General features: G+C 72.9%; 21 protein-coding genes. 15 read left to right on the top strand and 6 right to left on the bottom strand.

All coding sequences use genetic code 11. The annotated features are described in order from the left end of the window. Positions 1–134: 134 nt before the first annotated feature. Complete coding sequence (locus ACIBTU_RS27630; protein WP_399129206.1) at positions 135–1,526, bottom strand: cellulase family glycosylhydrolase; 1,392 nt, start codon at positions 1,524–1,526, stop codon at positions 135–137. Between the two features lie 157 nt (positions 1,527–1,683). Between ACIBTU_RS27630 and alr the strand changes: the two genes are divergently transcribed. Genes alr through tsaE form a run of 3 tightly spaced genes read left to right on the top strand, consistent with a single transcriptional unit; the run spans position 1,684 to position 4,589 of the window. Then, positions 1,684–2,862 carry an alanine racemase gene (gene alr / locus ACIBTU_RS27625; RefSeq protein WP_399129171.1) on the top strand — a complete coding sequence of 393 codons (1,179 nt, stop codon included), beginning with the start codon at positions 1,684–1,686 and terminating at the stop codon, positions 2,860–2,862. Between the two features lie 13 nt (positions 2,863–2,875). Further along, a complete protein-coding gene (locus tag ACIBTU_RS27620; RefSeq protein ID WP_399129170.1) occupies positions 2,876–4,093 on the top strand; it encodes an alpha/beta fold hydrolase in 1,218 nt (405 codons plus the stop codon). After that, entirely contained in the window at positions 4,074–4,589 is a 516-nt protein-coding gene (tsaE, locus tag ACIBTU_RS27615) for a tRNA (adenosine(37)-N6)-threonylcarbamoyltransferase complex ATPase subunit type 1 TsaE (RefSeq protein WP_399129169.1), read from the top strand. The genes ACIBTU_RS27620 and tsaE overlap by 20 nt, the downstream gene beginning before the upstream one ends. Before the next feature lie 777 nt (positions 4,590–5,366). Here the strand turns inward: tsaE and ACIBTU_RS27610 are convergent. Beyond that, a complete protein-coding gene (locus ACIBTU_RS27610; protein WP_399129168.1) occupies positions 5,367–5,915 on the bottom strand; it encodes a hypothetical protein in 549 nt (182 codons plus the stop codon). 146 nt (positions 5,916–6,061) lie between these two features. Between ACIBTU_RS27610 and tsaB the strand changes: the two genes are divergently transcribed. From tsaB to ACIBTU_RS27580, 6 genes are all read left to right on the top strand, one after another. Continuing rightward, positions 6,062–6,718, top strand: coding sequence for a tRNA (adenosine(37)-N6)-threonylcarbamoyltransferase complex dimerization subunit type 1 TsaB (tsaB, locus tag ACIBTU_RS27605; RefSeq protein ID WP_399129167.1), 657 nt, complete (start codon positions 6,062–6,064; stop codon positions 6,716–6,718). Between the two features lie 20 nt (positions 6,719–6,738). Further along, positions 6,739–7,221: a ribosomal protein S18-alanine N-acetyltransferase gene (gene rimI, locus ACIBTU_RS27600; protein ID WP_399129205.1), complete on the top strand. Its 483-nt coding sequence runs from the start codon at positions 6,739–6,741 to the stop codon at positions 7,219–7,221. Beyond that, on the top strand, positions 7,214–8,308 hold the full coding sequence (gene tsaD / locus ACIBTU_RS27595) for a tRNA (adenosine(37)-N6)-threonylcarbamoyltransferase complex transferase subunit TsaD (protein ID WP_399129166.1): 1,095 nt from the start codon (positions 7,214–7,216) through the stop codon (positions 8,306–8,308). The genes rimI and tsaD overlap by 8 nt, the downstream gene beginning before the upstream one ends. Next, positions 8,305–8,553: a hypothetical protein gene (locus ACIBTU_RS27590; protein ID WP_399129165.1), complete on the top strand. Its 249-nt coding sequence runs from the start codon at positions 8,305–8,307 to the stop codon at positions 8,551–8,553. The genes tsaD and ACIBTU_RS27590 overlap by 4 nt, the downstream gene beginning before the upstream one ends. Before the next feature lie 153 nt (positions 8,554–8,706). Further along, positions 8,707–9,063, top strand: a complete 357-nt coding sequence (locus ACIBTU_RS27585; RefSeq protein ID WP_399129164.1) for a YciI family protein — start codon at positions 8,707–8,709, stop codon at positions 9,061–9,063. Between the two features lie 98 nt (positions 9,064–9,161). Then, positions 9,162–10,376: an RNA polymerase sigma factor gene (locus ACIBTU_RS27580; protein WP_399129204.1), complete on the top strand. Its 1,215-nt coding sequence runs from the start codon at positions 9,162–9,164 to the stop codon at positions 10,374–10,376. A gap of 31 nt (positions 10,377–10,407) precedes the next feature. Here ACIBTU_RS27580 and ACIBTU_RS27575 read toward each other — a convergent pair whose 3' ends face one another. Continuing rightward, positions 10,408–11,607 (bottom strand): methyltransferase domain-containing protein, encoded by a 1,200-nt coding sequence (locus ACIBTU_RS27575; RefSeq protein ID WP_399129163.1) that lies wholly within the window; start codon positions 11,605–11,607, stop codon positions 10,408–10,410. 496 nt (positions 11,608–12,103) lie between these two features. Between ACIBTU_RS27575 and ACIBTU_RS27570 the strand changes: the two genes are divergently transcribed. The 5 genes from ACIBTU_RS27570 to ACIBTU_RS27550 all read left to right on the top strand — a co-directional run bounded on the left by ACIBTU_RS27570 (position 12,104) and on the right by ACIBTU_RS27550 (position 16,698). After that, the gene (locus ACIBTU_RS27570) at positions 12,104–12,922 is read left to right on the top strand and encodes a polysaccharide deacetylase family protein (protein ID WP_399129203.1); all 819 of its coding nucleotides are present in this window, start codon (positions 12,104–12,106) and stop codon (positions 12,920–12,922) included. Beyond that, positions 12,919–13,773, top strand: coding sequence for a polysaccharide deacetylase family protein (locus ACIBTU_RS27565; RefSeq protein WP_399129162.1), 855 nt, complete (start codon positions 12,919–12,921; stop codon positions 13,771–13,773). Before ACIBTU_RS27570 ends, ACIBTU_RS27565 begins: the two co-directional genes overlap by 4 nt. A 331-nt stretch (positions 13,774–14,104) precedes the next feature. Continuing rightward, positions 14,105–14,413, top strand: coding sequence for a co-chaperone GroES (gene groES / locus ACIBTU_RS27560; RefSeq protein WP_399129161.1), 309 nt, complete (start codon positions 14,105–14,107; stop codon positions 14,411–14,413). 133 nt (positions 14,414–14,546) lie between these two features. After that, entirely contained in the window at positions 14,547–16,175 is a 1,629-nt protein-coding gene (gene groL, locus ACIBTU_RS27555) for a chaperonin GroEL (protein WP_399129160.1), read from the top strand. Between the two features lie 88 nt (positions 16,176–16,263). Then, complete coding sequence (locus tag ACIBTU_RS27550) at positions 16,264–16,698, top strand: SAM-dependent methyltransferase (protein WP_399129159.1); 435 nt, start codon at positions 16,264–16,266, stop codon at positions 16,696–16,698. Here ACIBTU_RS27550 and ACIBTU_RS27545 read toward each other — a convergent pair whose 3' ends face one another. The 3 genes from ACIBTU_RS27545 to ACIBTU_RS27535 form a co-directional block, all read right to left on the bottom strand. Then, entirely contained in the window at positions 16,699–17,472 is a 774-nt protein-coding gene (locus ACIBTU_RS27545; protein ID WP_399129158.1) for an SDR family NAD(P)-dependent oxidoreductase, read from the bottom strand. It abuts the gene before it with no gap. Between the two features lie 20 nt (positions 17,473–17,492). Beyond that, positions 17,493–19,049, bottom strand: coding sequence for a multicopper oxidase family protein (locus tag ACIBTU_RS27540; RefSeq protein WP_399129157.1), 1,557 nt, complete (start codon positions 19,047–19,049; stop codon positions 17,493–17,495). Positions 19,050–19,160: 111 nt separating this feature from the next. Beyond that, positions 19,161–19,841, bottom strand: coding sequence for an MOSC domain-containing protein (locus ACIBTU_RS27535; protein ID WP_399129156.1), 681 nt, complete (start codon positions 19,839–19,841; stop codon positions 19,161–19,163). A gap of 82 nt (positions 19,842–19,923) precedes the next feature. Here ACIBTU_RS27535 and ACIBTU_RS27530 point away from each other — a divergent pair, with 82 nt between their 5' ends. Beyond that, entirely contained in the window at positions 19,924–20,874 is a 951-nt protein-coding gene (locus ACIBTU_RS27530) for a LysR family transcriptional regulator (RefSeq protein WP_399129155.1), read from the top strand. The last annotated feature ends 78 nt before the right edge of the window (positions 20,875–20,952 follow it).

Raw genomic sequence — 20,952 nt, 5'->3', positions numbered from 1 at the left:
CGCGCAGTTCCCCGCGCCCCTGAGATGCGCACTTCGTGCGCCATCTCAGGGGCGCGGGGAACTGCGCGAGAAGCCCCACCGGGCCGCACTCGCACGACAAGCGCACCAGGCAGACGAAAGGGCGCCCCCGAACCTCAGCCCCGGGTCACCGTCACCGACACCCGAGAGCCCGGCACCGCCGTCACCACCAGGCGCCCCGGGCCCAGGGCCCGGACCCGGGCCCGCCCCTCGACCCCGACCCGCCAACCCCGCGACGGAAGAGAGAGCACCGTCGCGTGCGCGCCGCGCCGCGCCGCGTCGTAGGTCAGGCGATAGACACCCGCCGCCGCGTCGAACGCCGAGGAACGGACCCGCCCGGCGACCGCCTCCGCGTAGGGCTCCGCCGTCGCCTCCTTGTTCGTACGGAACGCGCCCTTCTCGTCGACCGCGCAGTAGCCGCCCCCGTAGCACCAGACGTAGCCCGCCGAGCCGGAGCTGTAGCGGCCCAGGGAGGCCATCGCGTCGCGGTAGAAGGGGCCCATGTTCGGGAGGGAGTTGTTCAGCGGGCCCCATTCGCCGACGACGACCGGGACCTTGTACGTGCGCGGGTACTCGGTGACGGCCGCTTCGTACGTCTCGACCCAGCCCGCCGACGGGTCGTAGTCCGCGCCCGCCTCCATGGCCGTGTTGTAGAAGTGCGGGGCGTAGACGACCTTGCGGTCGTCGATGCGGCCGAGGTCCGTCGGGACGCCCTCGCCGACGATCGGGGTCGGCTCGACGAACAGCCACGCGTCGCGGTCCTCGGTGCGGATCGCGTCCGCGACCCGGTTGTACATCGGGGTCAGCTGCTCGCGCTCGATGCGCCGGGCCGCCGTCGGCAGGTCCTCGCCCTCCCGCAGCTCACCCATCGGCTCGTTGATCACGTCGTAGCCGAGCACGGCCGGGTGGTGCGCGAAGCGGTCCGCGACGACCTTCCACATGCGGGCCTGTGCCTGCCGCAGGTCCTCGTCCTCGTACAGGTGCGTGAAGGCCCGCTGCACGGCCGGCTCGAAGTACTCGGCGAACCAGTCCTCGGGATGCCGCTGGAAGGGCAGCCCGTCCGTGCGCGTCGCCCACTCCGGGATGCCGCGGTGCCCGAAGGCCGGCCCGAAGACGTCCTGGTGGGCGTCGAGGACGACATGGATGTCGTAGCGGTCGGCCCAGTCCAGGACCCGTTCGATCTTGTCCAGGTACGCGCGGCTGTACCGGCCCGGGCTCGGCTCCAGGTCGTCCCAGAAGATCAGCAGCCGGGCGAAGTCGAAGCCCTTGGCCCGCATGTCGCGGAAGTGCCGCTCGGTGATCGCGGACAGGGCGGCGTCCCCGCGGTTCCCCTTGTCCTCGACGTTCCAGCCGCGCAGCGTCAGCGTCCGGCCGTGCTCGTCGGTCAGTACGGGGGCGGAGGAGGAGGGCGGGGACGGCTTACGGGGGGACGGGTGCGCGGTGCCGGCCTGGGCGGCCGAGACCGGGAGCAGGACGGCCGCCAGAGCGGCCGCAAGGGTCACACGCAGCAAGAAAGGCTCCCTCGGGGATGGGCGGGCCGGACGGTCAACCGAGGTTCTACCGGTCGGTAGCGCAGTTGGGAATGGGTACGGCACGCCGACTTCGCGGCCCCGGGCGGCCCGGCACTCGAGGGCCCCTCGAGGCGCTCTGAGAGACTGGCGCACGATGAACGAGAACGTGACTGCCCCGCTCCGTGCCCGCGCCGAGATCGATCTGGCCGCCCTGCAGGCCAATGTCAGGTCGCTGCGCGCCCACGCGCCCTCGGCCGCGTTCATGGCCGTGGTGAAGGCGGACGCGTACGGGCACGGCATGATCCCGGTGGCCCGCGCGGCGAAGGCGGCGGGCGCCGAGTGGCTCGGCACCGCCACGCCCGAGGAGGCGCTCGAACTGCGCGCGGCGGGCCTGACCGGTCGAATCATGTGCTGGCTCTGGGTGCCGGGCGGCCCCTGGCGCGAGGGCATCGAGGCCGACCTCGACATGTCGGTCAGCGGCATGTGGGCGCTGCGCGAAGTGACCGCCGCCGCACGGGAGTCGGGCCGCACCGCCCGGATCCAGCTCAAGGCCGACACGGGCCTCGGGCGCAACGGCTGCCTGCCCGCCGACTGGCCCGAGCTGGTCCGCGAGGCGCTCGCCGCGCAGTCCGAGGGCCTCGTCACGGTCACCGGCCTGTGGTCGCACTTCGCGTGCGCCGACGAGCCCGGCCACCCGTCCATCGCGGCCCAGCTGGACCGCTTCCGGGAGATGACGGGGTACGCCGAACAGCAGGGTGTCACCCCCGAGGTGCGGCACATCGCGAACTCGCCGGGCACGCTCACCCTCCCCGAGACCCACTTCGACCTCGTCCGCCCCGGCATCGCGATGTACGGGATCTCGCCGAGCCCCGAGCTCGGCACCCCCGCCGACTTCGGCCTGCGCCCGGTGATGTCGCTCAAGGCGTCGCTCGCGCTGGTGAAGCACGCGCCGGGCGGACTCGGCGTCAGCTACGGCCACCACTACGTCACTCCCGGCCCGACCACGCTCGCCCTGGTCCCGGTCGGCTACGCGGACGGCGTCCCGCGGCACGCCTCCGGCACCGGACCCGTGCAGATCGGCGGCAAGCGGCGCACGGTCGCGGGCCGCGTCGCCATGGACCAGTTCGTCGTCGACCTCGGCGGGGACGAGCCCGCCGCCGGCGACGAGGCGGTGCTCTTCGGGCCCGGCGACGCGGGCGAGCCGACCGCCGAGGACTGGGCGGTCGCGGCGGGCACCATCGCGTACGAGATCGTCACGCGGATCGGATCCCGCGTCCCGCGCGTCTACCTCCAGGGGGACCGCGGGGCCGGACGAGAAGGAGCGGGCACGTGAGCGAGACCGGGGCATGACCGAGAGCAGCGGCGCGACGCGGGCCGCGCAGGCCGTGACCGAGGCCGCCGCTACGGGGAACTGGCGGCGGGCCGGCATCGCGGGCGCGGCGATAGGTGTGGTCGCCGCGGGCGCCGCGGCCGGTGTCGCCATCGAGCGGCTCACGGTCGGGCGCGGCATGCGCAAGAAGGCCCGCCTCGCCCTGGACGCGGCCGGACCGTACGGTGCGCTGCGCGGCACCCCCGGCAAGGCCCGCGCCCAGGACGGCACCGAGCTCTACTACGAGGTCGACGAGGCCGAGCCGGGCGGTGACGGCGCGCGCCGGCGCCGCCTGTTCGGGCGCAAGGCCCCGGCCCCGGTCACCGTCGTCTTCAGCCACGGCTACTGCCTCGGCCAGGACTCCTGGCACTTCCAGCGGGCGGCGCTGCGCGGCGTCGTGCGCTGCGTGTACTGGGACCAGCGCAGCCACGGCCGCTCCGGGCGCGGCGTCGAGCAGACCGAGCAGGGCGCGCCGGTCTCCATCGACCTGCTCGGCGCGGACCTCAAGGCCGTCATCGACGCGGCCGCGCCCGAGGGCCCGCTCGTGCTGGTCGGGCACTCCATGGGCGGCATGACGGTGATGGCGCTGGCCGACCGCTACCCGGAGCTGATCCGCGACCGCGTCGTCGGCGCCGCCTTCATCGGTACGTCGGCGGGCCGGCTCGGCGAGGTCAGCTACGGGCTGCCGGTCGCGGGCGTCAACGCGTTGCGGCGGGTGCTGCCCGGGGTGCTGCGGGCGCTCGGGCAGCGGGCCGAGCTGGTGGAGAAGGGGCGGCGGGCGACCGCCGATCTGTTCGCCGGGGTCATCAAGCGGTACTCGTTCGCGAGCCGGGACGTCGATCCGGCGGTCGCGCGGTTCGCCGAGCGGATGATCGAGAGCACGCCCATCGACGTGGTCGCCGAGTTCTACCCGGCGTTCCAGGATCACGACAAGACGGCGGCCCTGGAGCGGTTCGCGGACGTGCCCGTCCTCGTCCTGGCGGGGGAGGGCGACCTCGTGACGCCCAGCGAGCACAGCGAGGCGATCGCGGCGCTGCTGCCCGACGCGGAGTTCGTACTGGTCCCCGACGCCGGGCACCTGGTGATGCTGGAACACCCCGAGCTGGTCACGGACCGCCTGGCCGACCTCCTCGCGCGTGCGGGGGCGGTGCCCGCAGCCGCTACCGTGGGGACTCATGGAGAACCCGGCGACTGACGCCCTGCCCGTCACCACAGTCACAGCCACCGTCGACTCCCCGGACGCGATGCGCGAGCTGGGCCTCGCGCTGGCCAAGCGGCTGCGCCCCGGCGACCTCGTGATGCTCACGGGAGAGCTGGGCGCCGGCAAGACGACACTGACCCGGGGGATCGGTGAGGGGCTCGGCGTGCGCGGCGCGGTCACGTCGCCGACCTTCGTGATCGCCCGCGTGCATCCGCCGCTGGGCGACGGGCCGGCGCTGGTCCACGTCGACGCGTACCGCCTGGGCGGCGGGCTCGACGAGATGGAGGACCTCGACCTCGACGTGTCCCTGCCGGACTCGGTGGTCGTGGTCGAGTGGGGCGACGGCAAGGTCGAGGACCTCGCGGACGACCGCCTCCACGTGATCATCGACCGGGCGACGGGCGACACGACGGACGAGCTCCGCGTCGTCACCCTGAACGGGATCGGCCCCCGCTGGACCCAGTCCGACCTGGCCTCCTTCGCCCTCTGACCCACCCGGCATGTGGCTGTGCGGTTCCGCCGCGTGGGCGCGCTCAGCCACGACGCTGGTGTCACCCGGCGACGAAGCCGCGCCCCGCGACGGTGTTGCCCCCAGGGGGCTCCGCCCCCGGCCCCCGCTCCTCAATCGCCGGAGGGGCTTGTTATTGCCGACCCACCACTGTCGGGCGCGCGAAGGCGTCGCCCCTGGTGCGCACGGAGTGCGCCTTCAGGGGCGCGGGGCTGTGTCCGATCAGCGACTCGTCGCGGGGCGCGACCAGCCACGACGCACCCGCACTCGGCGACGATTCCGCAATCCGCAACGGCGCGAGGCCCAGGGGCTCCGCCCCGGCCCCGCTCCTCAATCGCCGGAGGGGCTTGATTGGGCGACCCCTCGCATCAACCTTGACCGCAGCGCCGGTCCCAGGCGTGGGCGCCGGGCCGACGGCCCCCGGAGGGGGCGGGCGGGTGGGAGAAGGGCTGGGCGGATGGGGTGCGGTCAGGTGCCGAGAGGATGGCGGGGGCACCAGGGCGGGGCCGTACCGTACCGACACCCTGTCGGTAAAACCTTGCGCACAGGGGAACCCGTAGTTAGGGTTACCTAACTACGGGGCTCTGATGAGGTGCGGGAGGCTGTTATGGCCGGTGCGGAGCAGGACGCACGGGGACCGGAGACGCAGGCCCGGCGGGACGCGAAGCGCGGCGTGAGCATGCGGGACCTGCTGGCCTCCTGCGCCGCGGCGCGGGCCGTCTCGACCCCGCCCCCGGCACCGGAGAAAGCCGCCCGGACTCAGGGGACGACGACGACCTGACGGCCGATCCCGGCGAACTCCCACATCTTGTCGCCCTGCTCCCGCGACGAACGGATGCCACCGGTCTGCTTCGTCGGGTCCGGCTCCGGCGTAGAGCCGTCCACCGCGGCACTGAAGCCGATCGCCACCCCGTTCACCAGGGCGAACCGCACGACGTGCTCGATCGACTTCCCGTCCGTGCCGACCACAGACCCGGTCCGCGAGTCGACCGTGTACTTCCCCGGCGCGGGATCCACCGTGCCCGGCATGACCTCGTACGTGCTCAGCGCCTTGCCCCGCGCGTCCACCAGCCACACCCGGTCGGTGCTCAGCGCGTACACGACCCGCTCGCCCTTGCCGGACGCGGCGGGCAGCGCCTCCGGGTCCTTGTGCTTCGGCTTCTTGGACGCGGTCGCGGCCGGGGTGGCGGACTTGTGGGCGCCGAGGTCGGCCGGGGCGCTCGCCGAGGCCTGGTAGGCGAGGAAGCCGACCACGGTCAGCGCGCCCGCGGTCAGCGCGGTGACGAATCCGGTGCTGCTCCGTGCCACCAGGTGCCTGCCTCTCATGTCCCACGTACCGACGTCCCGCGTACGACGCCAGGACGGCTCCCCGTGACGTTAGCAGCAGGGCGCGGCGCCCCCCGGCCGACAGGAGGACGGACGTGTCCGGGGCTGTGTGGCCGTAGGCTGTTCGCGTGCTGTTGCTCGCTCTGGATACCGCCACCCCCGCCGTCACCGTCGCCCTGCACGACGGGACCTCCGTCGTCGCCGAGTCGGGTCAGGTCGACGCCCGCAGACACGGGGAGCTGCTGCTGCCCGCCGTCGACCGGGTGCTCCGCGAGGCCGGCACCGGCCTCGACGCCGTGACCGGGATCGTCGTGGGCACCGGCCCGGGCCCGTACACGGGTCTGCGCGTGGGCCTGATGACCGCCGACACCTTCGGGCTCGCCCTCGGCGTGCCCGTGCACGGCGTGTGCACGCTCGACGGACTCGCCTACGCGGCCGAGGACGTCGAGGGCCCCTTCGTCGTCGCCACCGACGCGCGGCGCAAGGAGGTCTACTGGGCGCGCTACCAGGACGCCCGTACCCGCCTCACCGGCCCCGCCGTCGACCGGCCCGCCGACATCGCCGAGGAACTCGCCGGGCTGCCCGTCGTCGGCGCGGGCGCGCTCCTGTACCCCGACACGTTCACCGACCCGCGCGGCCCCGAGCACGTGTCGGCCGGTGCGCTCGCCGCGCTCGCCGCCGAGCGTCTCGCGGCCGGCGAGGAGCTGGACGAGCCGCGGCCGCTGTACCTGCGCCGCCCCGACGCCCAGGTCCCCAAGAACTACAAGGTGGTCACCCCGAAGTGACCGGCGCCGAACTGCGCGAGATGCGCTGGTGGGACATCGATCCCGTGCTCGCCCTGGAGAAGGAGCTCTTCCCGGACGACGCCTGGTCGCGCGGCATGTTCTGGTCCGAGCTCGCGCACGCGCGCGGCACCGGCGCGACCCGCCGCTACGTCGTCGCGTACGACAGCGACGGTGACGGCGGCGAGCGGCTCGTCGGCTACGGCGGCCTCGCCGCCTCCGGGGACCTGGCCGACGTGCAGACCATCGCCGTCGCCCGCGACCAGTGGGGCACCGGGCTCGGCGCCCGGCTGCTCACCGAACTCCTGCGGCACGCCACCGCCTTCGAGGTCGCCGAGGTGATGCTCGAAGTACGCGTCGACAACACGAGGGCGCAGAAGCTCTACGAGCGTTTCGGCTTCGAGCCGATCGGCTTCCGCCGCGGCTACTACCAGCCGGGCAACGTGGACGCCCTCGTGATGCGCCTCACCACCGAGAAAGCGACTGAAGAGAACAACCATGGCTGACGAACCGCTCGTCCTCGGCATCGAGACCTCCTGCGACGAGACCGGCGTCGGCATCGTCCGCGGCACCACCCTGCTCGCCGACGCCGTCGCCTCCAGCGTCGACGAACACGCCCGCTTCGGCGGCGTCGTCCCCGAGGTCGCCTCCCGCGCGCACCTGGAGGCGATGGTCCCCACGATCCAGCGCGCCCTGAAGGACGCGGGCGTCACGGCGAAGGACCTCGACGGCATCTCCGTCACCGCCGGACCCGGCCTCGCGGGCGCCCTGCTGGTCGGTGTCAGCGCCGCCAAGGCGTACGCGTACGCGCTCGGCAAGCCGCTCTACGGGGTCAACCACCTGGCCTCGCACATCTGCGTCGACCAGCTGGAGCACGGCAAGCTGCCCGAGCCGACGATGGCGCTGCTCGTCTCCGGCGGCCACTCCTCGCTGCTGCTCTCCACCGACATCACCGCCGACGTGCGCCCCCTCGGCGCCACGATCGACGACGCGGCCGGCGAGGCCTTCGACAAGATCGCCCGCGTGCTGAACCTGGGCTTCCCGGGCGGCCCCGTCATCGACCGGTACGCGCGGGAGGGCGACCCGGCCGCCATCGCGTTCCCGCGCGGTCTGACCGGCCCGCGCGATCCCGCGTACGACTTCTCCTTCTCCGGGCTCAAGACGTCCGTGGCCCGCTGGATCGAGGCCAAGAGGGCGGCCGGCGAGGACGTGCCGGTGCGGGACGTCTCGGCGTCCTTCCAGGAGGCCGTCGTCGACGTGCTGACCCGCAAGGCCGTGCGGGCCTGCAAGGACGAGGGCGTCGACCACCTGATGATCGGTGGCGGAGTCGCGGCCAATTCGCGGCTGCGCGCCCTCGCCCAGGAGCGCTGTGAGCGCGCCGGGATCCGGCTGCGCGTGCCCCGCCCCAAGCTGTGCACGGACAACGGGGCGATGGTCGCCGCGCTCGGCGCCGAGATGGTCGCCCGCAACCGGCAGCCGTCCTCCTGGGGCCTGTCGGCGGACTCCTCGCTCCCGGTGACGGAGACCCATGTGCCCGGCCATCACCACCACGACCACGTGCACGAGGTCAGCAAGGAGAACCTGTACTCGTGACGGTCGCGCTGATGTGGGAGGCCCGGGCCGTCGAGGGCCGCGGCGAGGACCTGCTGGCGTGGGCGAAGGGCCAGGTCCTGGAGCGGGAGCCGGAGCGCCGCGAGACGTTCCGCGCCCCGCAGGACCGGGTCCTCGTCATCACGTGGTGGGACGCGGCGTACGACGCCCCGCTCCCCGAGCTGCCCGAGCCGGCGGCGGATCTGGTGACGCGGGCCGTGCACCGGTGGCGGTTCGAAGCCGTCTGACCTGGTGTTTCTTCCTCGTAGTTCGGTGGTTCTGCGGGCGCGGGAAAAAATCTTGAAGAAAAATCGGTGCCGGTGTCGATCGGGGCGTTCCCCGATCGACGCATGGGTGAGAGGCCGGGAACGGCCACCACGAAACGCACCGAGGAGAACACCATGCCCCGCTACCTGACCATGGTCCGCATCGACGAGAACAACACTCCCGCCGAGGGCATCAGCGAAGGCCTGATGCAGCGGATGGGCGCCCTCATCGAGGAGATGACCAAGGCCGGCGTGCTGCTCGACACGGCCGGACTCATGCCCACCTCGAAGGGCAAGCGCGTGCACTACGAGAACGGGCAGATCACCGTCACGGACGGCCCGTTCACCGAGACCAAGGAGGTCATCGGCGGCTACGCGCTCCTGCAGACCAAGGACGAGGCCGAGTGCCTGGAGTGGACCAAGCGCTTCCTCCAGGTCCACGAGCCGCACTGGACCGTCACGTCCGAGATCCGGGAGATCCAGGAGGGCTGACCCCTCCGTGCTTGGCGGCGCCCCGCTCCGGGGTGTCTGATGTGGCCGTGACCGAGCAGCAGCCCACCACGGCCCGCACCGTCGAGACCGTCTTCCGTATGGAGGCCCCGCGCATCATCGCGGCCGTCACCCGCGTCGTGCGCGACGTCGGCATAGCGGAGGAGCTGGCGCAGGACGCGCTGGTCGCCGCGCTCGAGCAGTGGCCGGAGGCGGGCGTCCCGGACAACCCGGGAGCCTGGCTCACGGCCACCGCGCGGCACCGCGCCGTCGACCTGGTCCGCCGCCGCGAGAACTACGCGCGCAAGCTCCAGGAGGTCGGCCGCGCCACCGAGTTCGCGTACGCGGCGCCCGAGGCCGCCGACCCGGACGACATCGACGACGACCTGCTGCGGCTCGTCTTCATGAGCTGCCACCCCGTGCTCTCCGCCGAGGCCCGCGTCGCCCTCACGCTGCGCCTGCTCGGCGGCCTGACCACCGCCGAGATCGCCCGCGCGGTCCTGGCCCCCGAACCGACCGTCGCCCAGCGCGTCGTCCGCGCCAAGCGCACCCTCGCCACCAAGAACGTCGCCTTCGAGGTCCCGTACGGGCCGGAGCGCGCGGCCCGGCTCGGCTCGGTCCTGGAGGTCATCTACCTCATCTTCAACGAGGGCTACGCGGCCACCGCGGGCGACGACCATCTGCGGCCCGGCCTGTGCGAGGACGCCCTGCGCCTGGCCCGCGTCCTGCAGACCCTGATGCCGGACGAGCCCGAAGTGCACGGCCTGGCCGCGCTGTTGGAACTCCAGTCCTCCCGCGCCGCCGCCCGCACCGCGCCCGACGGCACCCCCGTCCTGCTCAGGGACCAGCGCCGGATGCGCTGGAACCGGCTGCTGATCCGGCGCGGGTTCACGGCCCTCGCGGCGTCGCAGGCGGTCGCCACCGGCGCCCCGGGACCGTACGCGCTGCAGGCCGCGATCGCCGCCTGCCACGCGCGGGCGCACACGTACGAGGAGACGGACTGGCACCAGATCGCCGCGCTCTACGCCCTGCTCGCGGCCCGCACCCCGTCGCCGGTCGTGGAGCTGAACCGCGCGGTGGCCGTCTCGATGGCCGAGGGCCCCGAGGCCGCTCTCGCCCTCGTGGACACCCTCACCGCCGAACCGGCCCTGCGGGACTACCACTTGCTGCCGAGCGTGCGCGGGGACCTGCTGGAGCGCCTGGGGAGGCGGGAGGAGGCGGTCGCCGAGTTCCGCCGCGCGGCCGCGCTCACGCAGAACGAACGGGAACGGGACTTCCTGCTGGGCCGGGCCAAAGCAAGCCTCTCCGGCGATTGAGGAGCGGGGCCCGGGGCGGAGCCCCGTGACCTCAGCGAACGGGGGCGCCCACCAACATGGTCGGGGCGCCGGCAACCCGGGTCAGGAACACGGTCGCGGAGCCCTTCCCGTACGGCTTCGGCATCACCTTCCGCCGCAGCTCCTCCGGCTCGACGGCCGACCCCCGCTTCTTGACGGTGAGCACCCCGACCCCGCGCTCCCGCAGCAGCGCCTTCAGCTTCTTCACGTTGAACGGCAGCAGGTCCGTGATCTCGTACGCCGCCGCGTAGACGGTGTCGTGCAGCTCGTCCGCCGTGACGTACGCGATGGTCTCGTCCAGCAGCCCGCCGCCGACCTCCTCGGCGACCTCGGCGACCAGATGCGCCCGGATGACGGCGCCGTCGGGCTCGTACAAGTACCGCCCCACCGGCCGCACTTCGGGGTCGGGCAGCCCGCGCCCGGCGAGCGCGCGCGGACCCGGGAGCAGCGTGGCCCGCATCCGGCCGGGCTCTGTGCCGAACCACAGCACGGCCTCCTTGACCTCGCCCCCGTCCGAGATCCACTCGGCGTCCGCCTCCGCCGGGATCGCCTCGTGCGGGATGCCCGGGGCGATCTTCAGCGCGGCGTGCGGTGCCTTCAGGGCGGCGGACACGGCCCAGGACAGCGGCGGCGAGTACGCCTCGGGGTCGAAGATCCGGCCGCGCTTGTCGGAGCGCCGGGCCGGGTCGACGAACACGGCGTCGTAGCCGGCGGTGTCCACCTCGGTGACGTCCGCCTCGCGCACCTCGATGAGCGCGGTGAGCCCGAGCGCCTCCGCGTTGGCCCGGGCGACGGCGCAGGTCAGCGGGTCCCGGTCGACGGCCAGGACGCGGACGCCGGCGCGGGCCAGCGCGATCGCGTCGCCGCCGATGCCGCAGCACAGGTCGGCGACCGAGCGGACGCCGAGCGCGGTGAACTCGGCGGCGCGGTGGGCCGCCACGTTCGTCCGGGTCGCCTGCTCGACGCCGTGCGGGGTGAAGAACATGCGGGCCGCGTCCTGCGCCCCGAACTTCGCCACCGCGCGCTGGCGCAGCCGGGCCTGGGTGAGGGCCGCCGAGACGAGGTCGGCGGGGTGGTCGCGGCGCAGCCGGGTGGCGAGCGCGAGCTCCTGGCCCGGGTCGTGGTCGCGCAGTTCGTCGAGGAGGGCCCGGCCCTCGGGGGCGAGGAGGGCGGCGAGGTCGGCGGGGGTGGAGAAGGAGCTCACCCGGACCATTGTGGGCCAGTCGGTGGATGGTGCGGTCCCGGCGGCGGTGTCGGCCCCCGATCGGCGGTGTGAACTGCGAGGATCCGGCGCCATGCAACTAGTACGACAAAACGAAGAAACCGCCGCGAAGGGGACTCCGAGGCGTGCGGGCCGCCGGGCCGGACCTCACTCGGGACGCCGTGCGGGCCGCCGTGGCGCGGTGCGCGGCACGGCCGCGGCACTGATCGCCGCCGCCCTCGCCTCGGGCTGCGCCGCGGGCTCCGAGGACCGGGGCGGCACGGGTGCGGCCCGCGACGCGCAAGGAGCCCAGGGTGCCCAAGGCGCCCAGGGCCACGCCGAACGGCCCGCGGAGAAGCCGGCCGGCGAGCACACCGGGAAGCACGCCGAGAAGCCTGCCGAGAAGCCCGTAGGGAAGAAAGCCGAGAAGCCCTCCGGCAAGAAGGCGCAGCAGCCCGCCCGGCCCGCGCAGGGCGCCCCGCAGGCCCTCGCCGCACTCCCGGCGGGCATGCCGCGCGGCGTCCTGCGCTCGGTGCCGCAGGGCCTGGGCGCGGCGGCCCCCGCCGGGGCCCGCACGGACTACGCGGCCCGCCAGCGCGTGGCGCAGACCGCCCGGCTCGTCCTCGCCAGGCAGTGGGGCCTCGCAAGGGCGCCGCTCGTCGCGCCCGCCCCGCCCGCGCACAAGCCCGTCATCGAACCGCGCAAGGGATTCGAGGTCGACGACCAGGAGGAACTGGGCCTGCCCCCGGTCTTCACGACCATCCCCACCAAGGACAAGATCGTCTTCCTCACGATCGACGACGGGGCCGAGAAGGACCCGAGGTTCCTCAAGATGATGAGCGAGCTGCGGATCCCGTACACGGCCTTCCTCACGAACGACGAGATCGAGGACGACTACGGCTACTTCAGGAAGGCCCAGCGGCTCGGCGTCTCCCTGAACAACCACACGCTGACCCACCCCTACCTGCCGGGCCTGTCCTACGCCCGGCAGAAGCACGAGATCTGCGGCATGCAGCGGGTGATGGAGAAGGAGTACGGCGAGCGGCCCACGATGATGCGGCCGCCGTTCGGCAACTACAACCGGGACACCCTCAGAGCCGCCAAGGCCTGCGGGATCAAGTACGCGCCGATCTGGAACGCCGAGGTCTTCGTCGACCGTATGGACTACCGGGAGTGGGACAGGAACATCCATCCGGGGGACATCATCCTCACTCATTTCCGCGGACGGGACGAGTGGAAGGGCACCATGCCCGACATGGTCCGTAAATTCCTGAAGTACGTCACCGACAAGGGCTACGCGGTCGCCCGCCTGGAGGACTACCTGTGACACGTCCAGGGGTGGGGGCGGCGGTACGGCGGTGCGGCGCGCGGCTGATCGGCTGCGCGCTGGCCGCCGCGCTGCTCACCGGGTGCGCGCAGTCCGTGGATCCGATCGAGCGGATGGGCCGCAAGGCCGCCCAGAAGGTCCGCAGCCATCCGCACCGGGCGTCGGCGCGCGCCTCCGGTGCGGCGGGTCCCGCGCGGGACGACCGTGCCGGCCCGGCTGCGCACCGCCGCTGGGGGCTCGCCGAGCCGCTGGACCCGCCGCCCGTGCCGCCGTCGCGTCCGGTGCTGCCGAGCCGGGCGCCGGGCGCGGTGCCACCGGTGATCGAGCGCGTCCCCACCCGGGACAAGGTGGTCTTCCTGACCTTCGACGGCGGCGTGGAACGCGACCCGCGCTTCCCGCAGCTGGTCCACGACCTGCGCCTGCCCGTCTCGGTGTTCCTGGACGGCTCCGCCGCGGGCCCCGGTCAGGACCCGTATGGCAGGCTGCGCGCGCTCGGCGCCGGCGTCCAGAACCGCACCCTGACCCACCCGTACCTGCCCGGCCTCGGCTACGTCCGCCAGCACGCCGAGATCTGCGGGCAGCAGCGCCGGCTCGCGGGCCGCTTCGGCCGGGCCCCGCGGCTGCTGCGGCCGCCGTCCGGCGACTACGACGCCAGCACCCTGAGGGCGGCGGGTGCCTGCGGCATCGACGCGATCGTCCTGGGCCGCGACCCGTCCCGCACGGACCGCCTCCGCCCCGGCGACATCATCCTCCCGCCGTCCACCAGGTCCCTGACCCCGTCGACGGCCACCCTCCTGCGCCATATCCAGCAACAGGGCTTCACGGTCGCCAAACTGGAGGACTACATCTGACGAGCCCCTGAAGGCTGCGCGCAGCGCATGCCTTCAGGGGCTCGGGGAACTGCGCGAGAAGCCCCACCGGCCGGCACCCGGCAACGATCAAGCACCCCCGCGGCGCCCCCCCGGATCGGCGAAGCCGCCCCGAAAACCCCACGCCGCGCCGCAGGCATTTGGCACTCCGCTTGACCGAGTGCTAATCGCGGTCATAGTCTCGGCCCTGGCACTCACCACTGGAGAGTGCCAACACAGCGACGGGCAGATCCGGCACCCGCGACGACGGATCCACCTGGTCGCCACCTCAGACAGTTAACCCCGTGAGATCTCCGAAGGGGGAGGTCGGATCGTGACGACCACCAGCTCCAAGGTTGCCATCAAGCCGCTCGAGGACCGCATTGTGGTCCAGCCGCTCGACGCCGAGCAGACCACCGCCTCTGGCCTGGTCATCCCGGACACCGCCAAGGAGAAGCCCCAGGAGGGCGTCGTCCTGGCCGTGGGCCCGGGCCGCTTCGAGAACGGCGAGCGCCTGCCGCTCGACGTCAAGACCGGCGACATCGTGCTGTACAGCAAGTACGGCGGCACCGAGGTCAAGTACAACGGTGACGAGTACCTCGTCCTCTCGGCCCGCGACGTCCTCGCGATCGTCGAGAAGTAAGTCGAGAAGCAGCACCTTTGTTTCGAATCTGCGCCCCTGGCACCCGCATCGTAAGAAGCCGGGGTCGGGGGCGCGGTTCGTTGCTCACCACCCAGCAGCACCCCTAGCTTTCCGAGAGGGCTGAACCGCTCCCATGGCGAAGATCCTGAAGTTCGACGAGGACGCCCGTCGCGCCCTCGAGCGCGGCGTCAACAAGCTTGCCGACACGGTCAAGGTGACGATCGGCCCCAAGGGCCGCAACGTCGTCATCGACAAGAAGTTCGGCGCCCCCACCATCACCAACGACGGTGTGACCATCGCCCGCGAGGTCGAGGTCGAGGACCCGTACGAGAACCTCGGCGCCCAGCTGGTGAAGGAGGTGGCGACCAAGACCAACGACATCGCGGGTGACGGTACGACCACCGCCACCGTGCTGGCCCAGGCTCTGGTCAAGGAAGGCCTGCGCAACGTCGCCGCCGGCGCTTCCCCGGCCGCCCTGAAGAAGGGCATCGACGCCGCGGTCAAGGCCGTGTCCGAGGACCTCCTCGCGACCGCCCGCCCGATCGACTCGAAGTCCGACATCGCCGCCGTCGCCGGTCTGTCCGCCCAGGACAGCCAGGTCGGCGAGCTCATCGCCGAGGCGATGGACAAGGTCGGCAAGGACGGTGTCATCACCGTCGAGGAGTCCAACACCTTCGGTCTGGAGCTGGACTTCACCGAGGGCATGGCCTTCGACAAGGGCTACCTGTCCCCGTACTTCGTCACCGACCAGGAGCGTATGGAGGCCGTCCTCGACGACCCGTACATCCTGATCCACCAGGGCAAGATCGGGTCCATCCAGGACCTGCTCCCGCTCCTGGAGAAGGTCATCCAGGCCGGTGGCTCCAAGCCGCTGCTGATCATCGCCGAGGACGTCGAGGGCGAGGCCCTGTCGACCCTGGTCGTGAACAAGATCCGCGGCACGTTCAACGCCGTCGCCGTGAAGGCCCCCGGCTTCGGTGACCGCCGCAAGGCGATGCTCGGCGACATGGCCACCCTCACCGGTGCCACCGTCATCGCCGAGGAGGTCGGCCTCAAGCTCGACCAGGCCGGTCTGGACGTGCTCGGCACCGCCCGTCGCGTGACCATCACCAAGGACGACACGACGATCGTCGACGGTGGCGGCAACTCCGACGAGGTCGCCGGCCGCGTCAACCAGATCAAGGCCGAGATCGAGAACACGGACTCCGACTGGGACCGCGAGAAGCTCCAGGAGCGCCTCGCGAAGCTCGCCGGTGGCGTCTGCGTCATCAAGGTCGGTGCCGCGACCGAGGTCGAGCTCAAGGAGAAGAAGCACCGTCTGGAGGACGCCATCTCCGCGACCCGCGCCGCGGTCGAGGAGGGCATCGTCTCCGGTGGTGGCTCCGCGCTCGTCCACGCCGTGAAGATCCTCGAGGACAACCTCGGCAAGACCGGCGACGAGGCCACCGGCGTCTCCGTCGTCCGCCGCGCCGCCGTCGAGCCGCTGCGCTGGATCGCCGAGAACGCCGGCCTCGAGGGCTACGTCATCACCTCGAAGGTCGCCGAGCTCGACAAGGGCCAGGGCTTCAACGCCGCGACCGGCGAGTACGGCGACCTGGTCAAGGCCGGCGTCATCGACCCGGTCAAGGTCACCCGCTCCGCCCTGGAGAACGCGGCCTCCATCGCCTCCCTGCTCCTGACGACCGAGACCCTGGTCGTCGAGAAGCCGGCCGAGGAGGAGGCCGAGGCGGGCCACGGCCACGGCCACGGTCACAGCCACTGACCCTCCCAGGTCTCACGAGGCCCGGCTCCCCGAAGCACTTCGGGGAGCCGGGCCTCGGCGCGTTCGACACACGCCCTAGCCTGAGGTCATGACCTCGCGTCCGTCCCCCCGCCTTGCCGCGATCGTGGACGCGCTGCCGCTCCGCCCCGACTCCCGCGTCCTGGAGATCGGCTGCGGTCCCGGCGTCGCCGCCCGCGCCGTGGCCGACCGGCTCGACACCGGCTTCGTCCTGGCGGTCGACCGCTCCGCCACCGCCGTCGAGCAGGCCCGCCGCGCCGGGGCGGCGCAGATCGCCGCCGGGCGCCTCGCGGTCCGGCAGGTCGCCGCGGAGGACTTCGTCCTGCTGGACGGCGAGGAACCGTACGATCTCGTCTTCGCCGTGCGCGTGGGAGCCCTGGACGGCCGCCACCCGGAGGCGGGCCGCCGCGCCCTCACCCGCATCGCCGAGGCCACCACCCCCACCGCCCGCCTCTTCGTCGACGGCGGCGCCCCCCTGCGCGAGCTCACCGTCCCGCGGGCCTGACTACTGAGGCCCGTACTTGCGCCCCGTCCGCGACGTGAGGCCGCCGAGCAGCGGGCGCGGGGTCACCTTCACGACGCCCATCAGGGCCTTGTAGCGGGGGTCGGGGATCGAGAGGGTCTTGCCGCGGGAGAGGTCGGCCAGGGCCGCCGCGACCAGCTTGTCCGCGTCGAGCCACATCCACTTCGGGATGTTGTCCGTGCCCATGCCGGCCCGCTCGTGGAACTCCGTCCGCACGAAGCCGGGGCACAGCGCCATCAGGCGGACGCCGCTGCCCGCCAGGTCCTTCGCCGCGCCCTGCGTGAACTGCACGACCCACGCCTTGGACGCCCCGTACGTGCCGCGCGGCACGAACGCCGCGACCGACGCCACGTTGATCACGCCGCCGCGCCCGCGCTCCCGCATCGACTCGGTCGCCGCCGAGGTCAGCCGCAGCACCGCCTCGATGTGCACCTTCAGCATCGTCAGCTCGTCGGCCATCGGGACGTCGAGATAACGGCCCTTGTTGCCGAAGCCCGCGTTGTTGACGAGGAGGTCGACGGGGGAGCGGCGGTCACGCAGCCGCTCCTCGACCGCCGCGATGCCCTCGTCCGTCGACAGGTCCGCGGAGAGGACCTCGGCCTCGATGCCGTGCCCGTCGTGCAGTTCGGTGGCCTGCTCCCGGAGCCGCTTCGTGTCGCGGGCCACGAGGACCAGGTTGTGGCCGTCGGCGGCCAGGCGCCTGGCGAACGCGGCGCCGATGCCCGCGGTGGATCCGGTGATCAGTGCCGTAGTCATGGGGCAAGGGTAGTGAGCGATCAGTGCCCCGCGTGCCCGCCGCCCTTCGGAGTGCCGGCCCGGCCGCCCTTGTCGACGACCACGAACTGGCCCATCATTCCGCCGTCCTCGTGGTACAGCAGATGGCAGTGGTACATGAACGGCGTGTCGGGGTCGGCGAATTCGGGCCCGCCGTCGAAGCGCAGCGCCAGCTTCACCGTCGTCCCGCTCGGGATCAGGACCGTGTCCTTGCGGCCGCGCAGCGCGGCGGGCGGCGGCGCGCCGTTCACCTCCACGACCCTGAACTGCACGTCGTGGACATGGAAGTTGTGCGGCATGCCGTTGTCGTTGCGCACCGTCCAGACCTCGGTGGTGCCCCGGGTCACCGTCGCGTCCACCCGGTCCCTCTTCATCGCCCGGCCGTTGATCCCGCCCATCTCCAGGTCGAAGAACCGGGAGCGCACGGCGTCGGCGGGGTCCGGCAGCTCGGTCCCGGCGAGCTTCGCGGGGACGTCGGGGGAGGGGCGCAGCCGGGACGCGGCCCGCAGTTGCAGTACGTCGAACGAGTCGTCGCCGCCCCCGAACCGCTTCTGCCACGCGTCCCCGTACCCCGAGCCCAGCGGGAAGCCGCGCAGCACCGCCCGCTCCCCGGCCCGCATCCGCACCACGACCTCGGCCCGTTCACCGGGCGACAGCCGTACGCGCCGCATGGCCGCGGGCCGTTCGAGGAGCCCGCCGTCCGTGCCGACGAGCGCGACGCCCCGCCCGTCGGAGAAGCCGAAGTCGTACGTGCGCGCGGTGGAGGCGTTGAGAAGGCGCAGCCGTACGCGCTCGTCGTGGACCGTCCGGTACGGGTCCAGGGTGCCGTTGACCATGGTGCGGTCGCCGAGGAAGCCGATGTTCTGCATCAGTCCGTGGCCGTGGTCGAAGCGGTCCCCGTCGAACTTCACGTCCTGCACCACGACCGGCAGGTCGTCCACCCCGTACCGCTTCGGCAGCGCGAGCCGCTCGCTGTTCTCGTCGTCCAGCAGGAACATCCCGGCGAGCCCGCGCTGCACGTGCCGTTCCGTTTTCCCGTGCGGATGCGGGTGGTACCAGAGGGTGGCCGCGGGCTGGTCGATCCGCCAGTTCGGGGACCAGCGGGCGCCCGGCTGGACCATCTGGTGCGGGCCGCCGTCCATCCGGGCGGGCAGGTGCATGCCGTGCCAGTGCACGGTGGAGGCCTCGTCGAGGGAGTTGCGGACCCGGACCTCGACCCGTTCGCCGCGCTTCGCGCGCAGCGTGGGGCCCAGATAGGTCCCGTTGAAGCCCCAGGTCGGCGTCTTGCGGCCGGGGCGGAACTCGGTCTCGCCCGCCCGCATCCGCAGGTCGAAGACGCGCCGCCCGGTCCTCTTGTCGACGTGGGACTTCGCGAGCGGCGGGATCGCCAGTTCGTTCGTGAACGTCGTCCGGCCGGCCGTCGTCACCTTCGCGTCGGACCACAGCCACCACACCCCCGCGCCGATCGCGAGGGCGAGGACGGCGACGAGGGAGCCGAGGACGACGAGGACACGGCGCAGGCGGCGTCTGCCGGGGGACTTTCGGTCGGTGTGGGCCATGCGCCGAGCGTCCCGTCGGGGCCCGTCCCGGCACATCGGGGACGGCCCCGGAGCCGACCCCGATCCCCGCCCCCACTCCCGGCCGGGTTCTCCCTTAAGAGGCGCCCCGGCTCAAGAGGCGTCCCCCGAGCCGTACTTGGCCACGTACTCCCGCGCCGCCCGCGCGGTGTCGGGGCTCAGCGCGTCCCCGGCCGCCAACACCCGCGGTAGCAAAGCCCGTTCGACCGTCACCGCGCGGAACTGGAAGGCCACCGTCACCTCGTGCTCCGGCCGGTGCACGACCTCGATCGGGTCCCCGGCCCGGATCTCTCCCGGCTCGATCACCCGCAGGTACGCCCCCGGCGCCCCCTCCTGCGTGAACCGCTTGACCCAGCCCTGCTCGCCCAGGTGCCCCTGGAACGTGCGGCACGGGATCCGGCCCGAGGCCACTTCGAGGAGCAGCTCGGAGCCGACCCGCCAGCGCTCGCCGATCCGGGCGCCCGACACGTCGACGCCCTCCGTCGTGAGGTTCTCCCCGAAGCAGCCGCTCGGCAGCGCCCGGCCCAGGGCCCGCTCCCAGCCGTCCAGGTCCTCGCGCGCGAACGCGTACACGGCCTGGTGGTCCCCGCCGTGATAGCGCAGGTCGCACACCGCGTCCCCGGCCAGGCCGCTCCCGCCGACCCCGCGCTCCCCGGGCGCCGCCACCCGGACGGGCCCCTCGACGGGCTGCTTGTCGATACCGGTCACGCCCTCGGCCTGATCGGTGTACTCCACGGCCTTGGGGCGGCCCAGATTGAGAGACAGAAGCTTCATGACAGCGCACGCTACGGGACTCCGATCCAAAGCCGCCATGCATTAATCGGCGCCAACCCCAAGCTCCGCTTATGCTTGAGGAATGATCGAGGCTCGTCATCTCCGTGTCCTGCGCGCCGTCGCCGCCACCGGCTCCTTCTCCGCGGCGGCCCGCGAACTGGGCTGCACCCAGCCCGCGGTCAGCCAGCAGATGAAGGCCCTGGAGTCCTCGGCCGGCACCCCCCTGCTCATCCGTACCGGCCGCGAGATGCGCCTGACCCAGGCCGGCGAGGCCCTCGTGCGGCACGCGGCGGGCATCCTCGCCGGGCTCACCGCCGCGGAGGAGGAGGTCGCCGCGATCGCGGGCCTGCGCGCGGGCCGGGTCCGGCTCGTCTCCTTCCCCAGCGGCAGTTCGACGCTCGTACCGACCGCACTGGCCGCCCTGCGCGCCGAGCACCCCGGCACGCGCGTGTCGCTGGTCGAGGCCGAGCCGCCGCGCTCGGTCGAGATGCTGCGCGAGGGCGACTGCGACGTGGCGCTCGCGTTCCGATATGAGGGGCGGCGCGAAGCGCCTCAGGAGAAGGGTGGTGGTGGGAGACGGGAGGGCGAGGGGGCGCAGGCCAAGGAGGAGTGGGACGACCTCGTCGTACGGCCGCTGCTCGCCGACCGCCTGGTCGGCCTGGTGCCCGAGGCGCACGCGCTGGCGGGCGCGGGCTCGGTGACCATCGACGCGTTCGCCGACGAGCCCTGGATCGCGGGCTGCCCCCGCTGCCGCCGTCAGCTGGTGGAGGTGTGCCGGGAGGCGGGCTTCACGCCGCGCATCGACTTCGCCACGGACGACTATCCGGCCGTGGTCGGACTCGTCGGCGCGGGTCTCGGCGTGGCGGTCCTGCCCGAACTGGCCATCGAGTCTGTTCGGCCCAAGGGTGCACGCACAGTGACGGTGGAGCCGCCCGTGCAGCGCGAGATCGTCGCGCTCACCCTGCCGGATCTGGCCCAGGTGCCGGCCGTCGCGGCGACGCTCGACCATCTGGCGCGTGCCGCCACGCGCTGATCCGCCGGCGCGCGGGAAACACCGCGGGCCCGGGCGCGCCGCAGCGCGCCCAGGCCCGTCCGGTGTGCAAAAACGTTC

This window comes from Streptomyces sp. NPDC050145 (assembly GCF_044460245.1).
Classification (GTDB): Bacteria; Actinomycetota; Actinomycetes; order Streptomycetales; family Streptomycetaceae; genus Streptomyces.
This window is presented reverse-complemented; position numbering and strand designations above follow the sequence as displayed.

Excerpts from the sequence above, each read along its gene's own strand:
- ACIBTU_RS27570 (WP_399129203.1), top strand. The coding sequence starts at position 12,104 with ATGCCGCGCGGCGTCCTGCGCTCGGTGCCGCAGGGCCTGGGCGCGGCG.
- tsaE (WP_399129169.1), top strand. The coding sequence starts at position 4,074 with ATGGAGAACCCGGCGACTGACGCCCTGCCCGTCACCACAGTCACAGCC.
- ACIBTU_RS27545 (WP_399129158.1), bottom strand. The coding sequence starts at position 17,472 with ATGACTACGGCACTGATCACCGGATCCACCGCGGGCATCGGCGCCGCG.
- rimI (WP_399129205.1), top strand. The coding sequence starts at position 6,739 with ATGCGCTGGTGGGACATCGATCCCGTGCTCGCCCTGGAGAAGGAGCTC.
- ACIBTU_RS27585 (WP_399129164.1), top strand. The coding sequence starts at position 8,707 with ATGCCCCGCTACCTGACCATGGTCCGCATCGACGAGAACAACACTCCC.
- groL (WP_399129160.1), top strand. The coding sequence starts at position 14,547 with ATGGCGAAGATCCTGAAGTTCGACGAGGACGCCCGTCGCGCCCTCGAG.
- ACIBTU_RS27530 (WP_399129155.1), top strand. The coding sequence starts at position 19,924 with ATGATCGAGGCTCGTCATCTCCGTGTCCTGCGCGCCGTCGCCGCCACC.
- ACIBTU_RS27540 (WP_399129157.1), bottom strand. The coding sequence starts at position 19,049 with ATGGCCCACACCGACCGAAAGTCCCCCGGCAGACGCCGCCTGCGCCGT.
- ACIBTU_RS27580 (WP_399129204.1), top strand. The coding sequence starts at position 9,162 with ATGGAGGCCCCGCGCATCATCGCGGCCGTCACCCGCGTCGTGCGCGAC.
- tsaD (WP_399129166.1), top strand. The coding sequence starts at position 7,214 with ATGGCTGACGAACCGCTCGTCCTCGGCATCGAGACCTCCTGCGACGAG.
- ACIBTU_RS27535 (WP_399129156.1), bottom strand. The coding sequence starts at position 19,841 with ATGAAGCTTCTGTCTCTCAATCTGGGCCGCCCCAAGGCCGTGGAGTAC.
- ACIBTU_RS27575 (WP_399129163.1), bottom strand. The coding sequence starts at position 11,607 with ATGGTCCGGGTGAGCTCCTTCTCCACCCCCGCCGACCTCGCCGCCCTC.
- ACIBTU_RS27550 (WP_399129159.1), top strand. The coding sequence starts at position 16,264 with ATGACCTCGCGTCCGTCCCCCCGCCTTGCCGCGATCGTGGACGCGCTG.
- ACIBTU_RS27620 (WP_399129170.1), top strand. The coding sequence starts at position 2,876 with ATGACCGAGAGCAGCGGCGCGACGCGGGCCGCGCAGGCCGTGACCGAG.
- alr (WP_399129171.1), top strand. The coding sequence starts at position 1,684 with ATGAACGAGAACGTGACTGCCCCGCTCCGTGCCCGCGCCGAGATCGAT.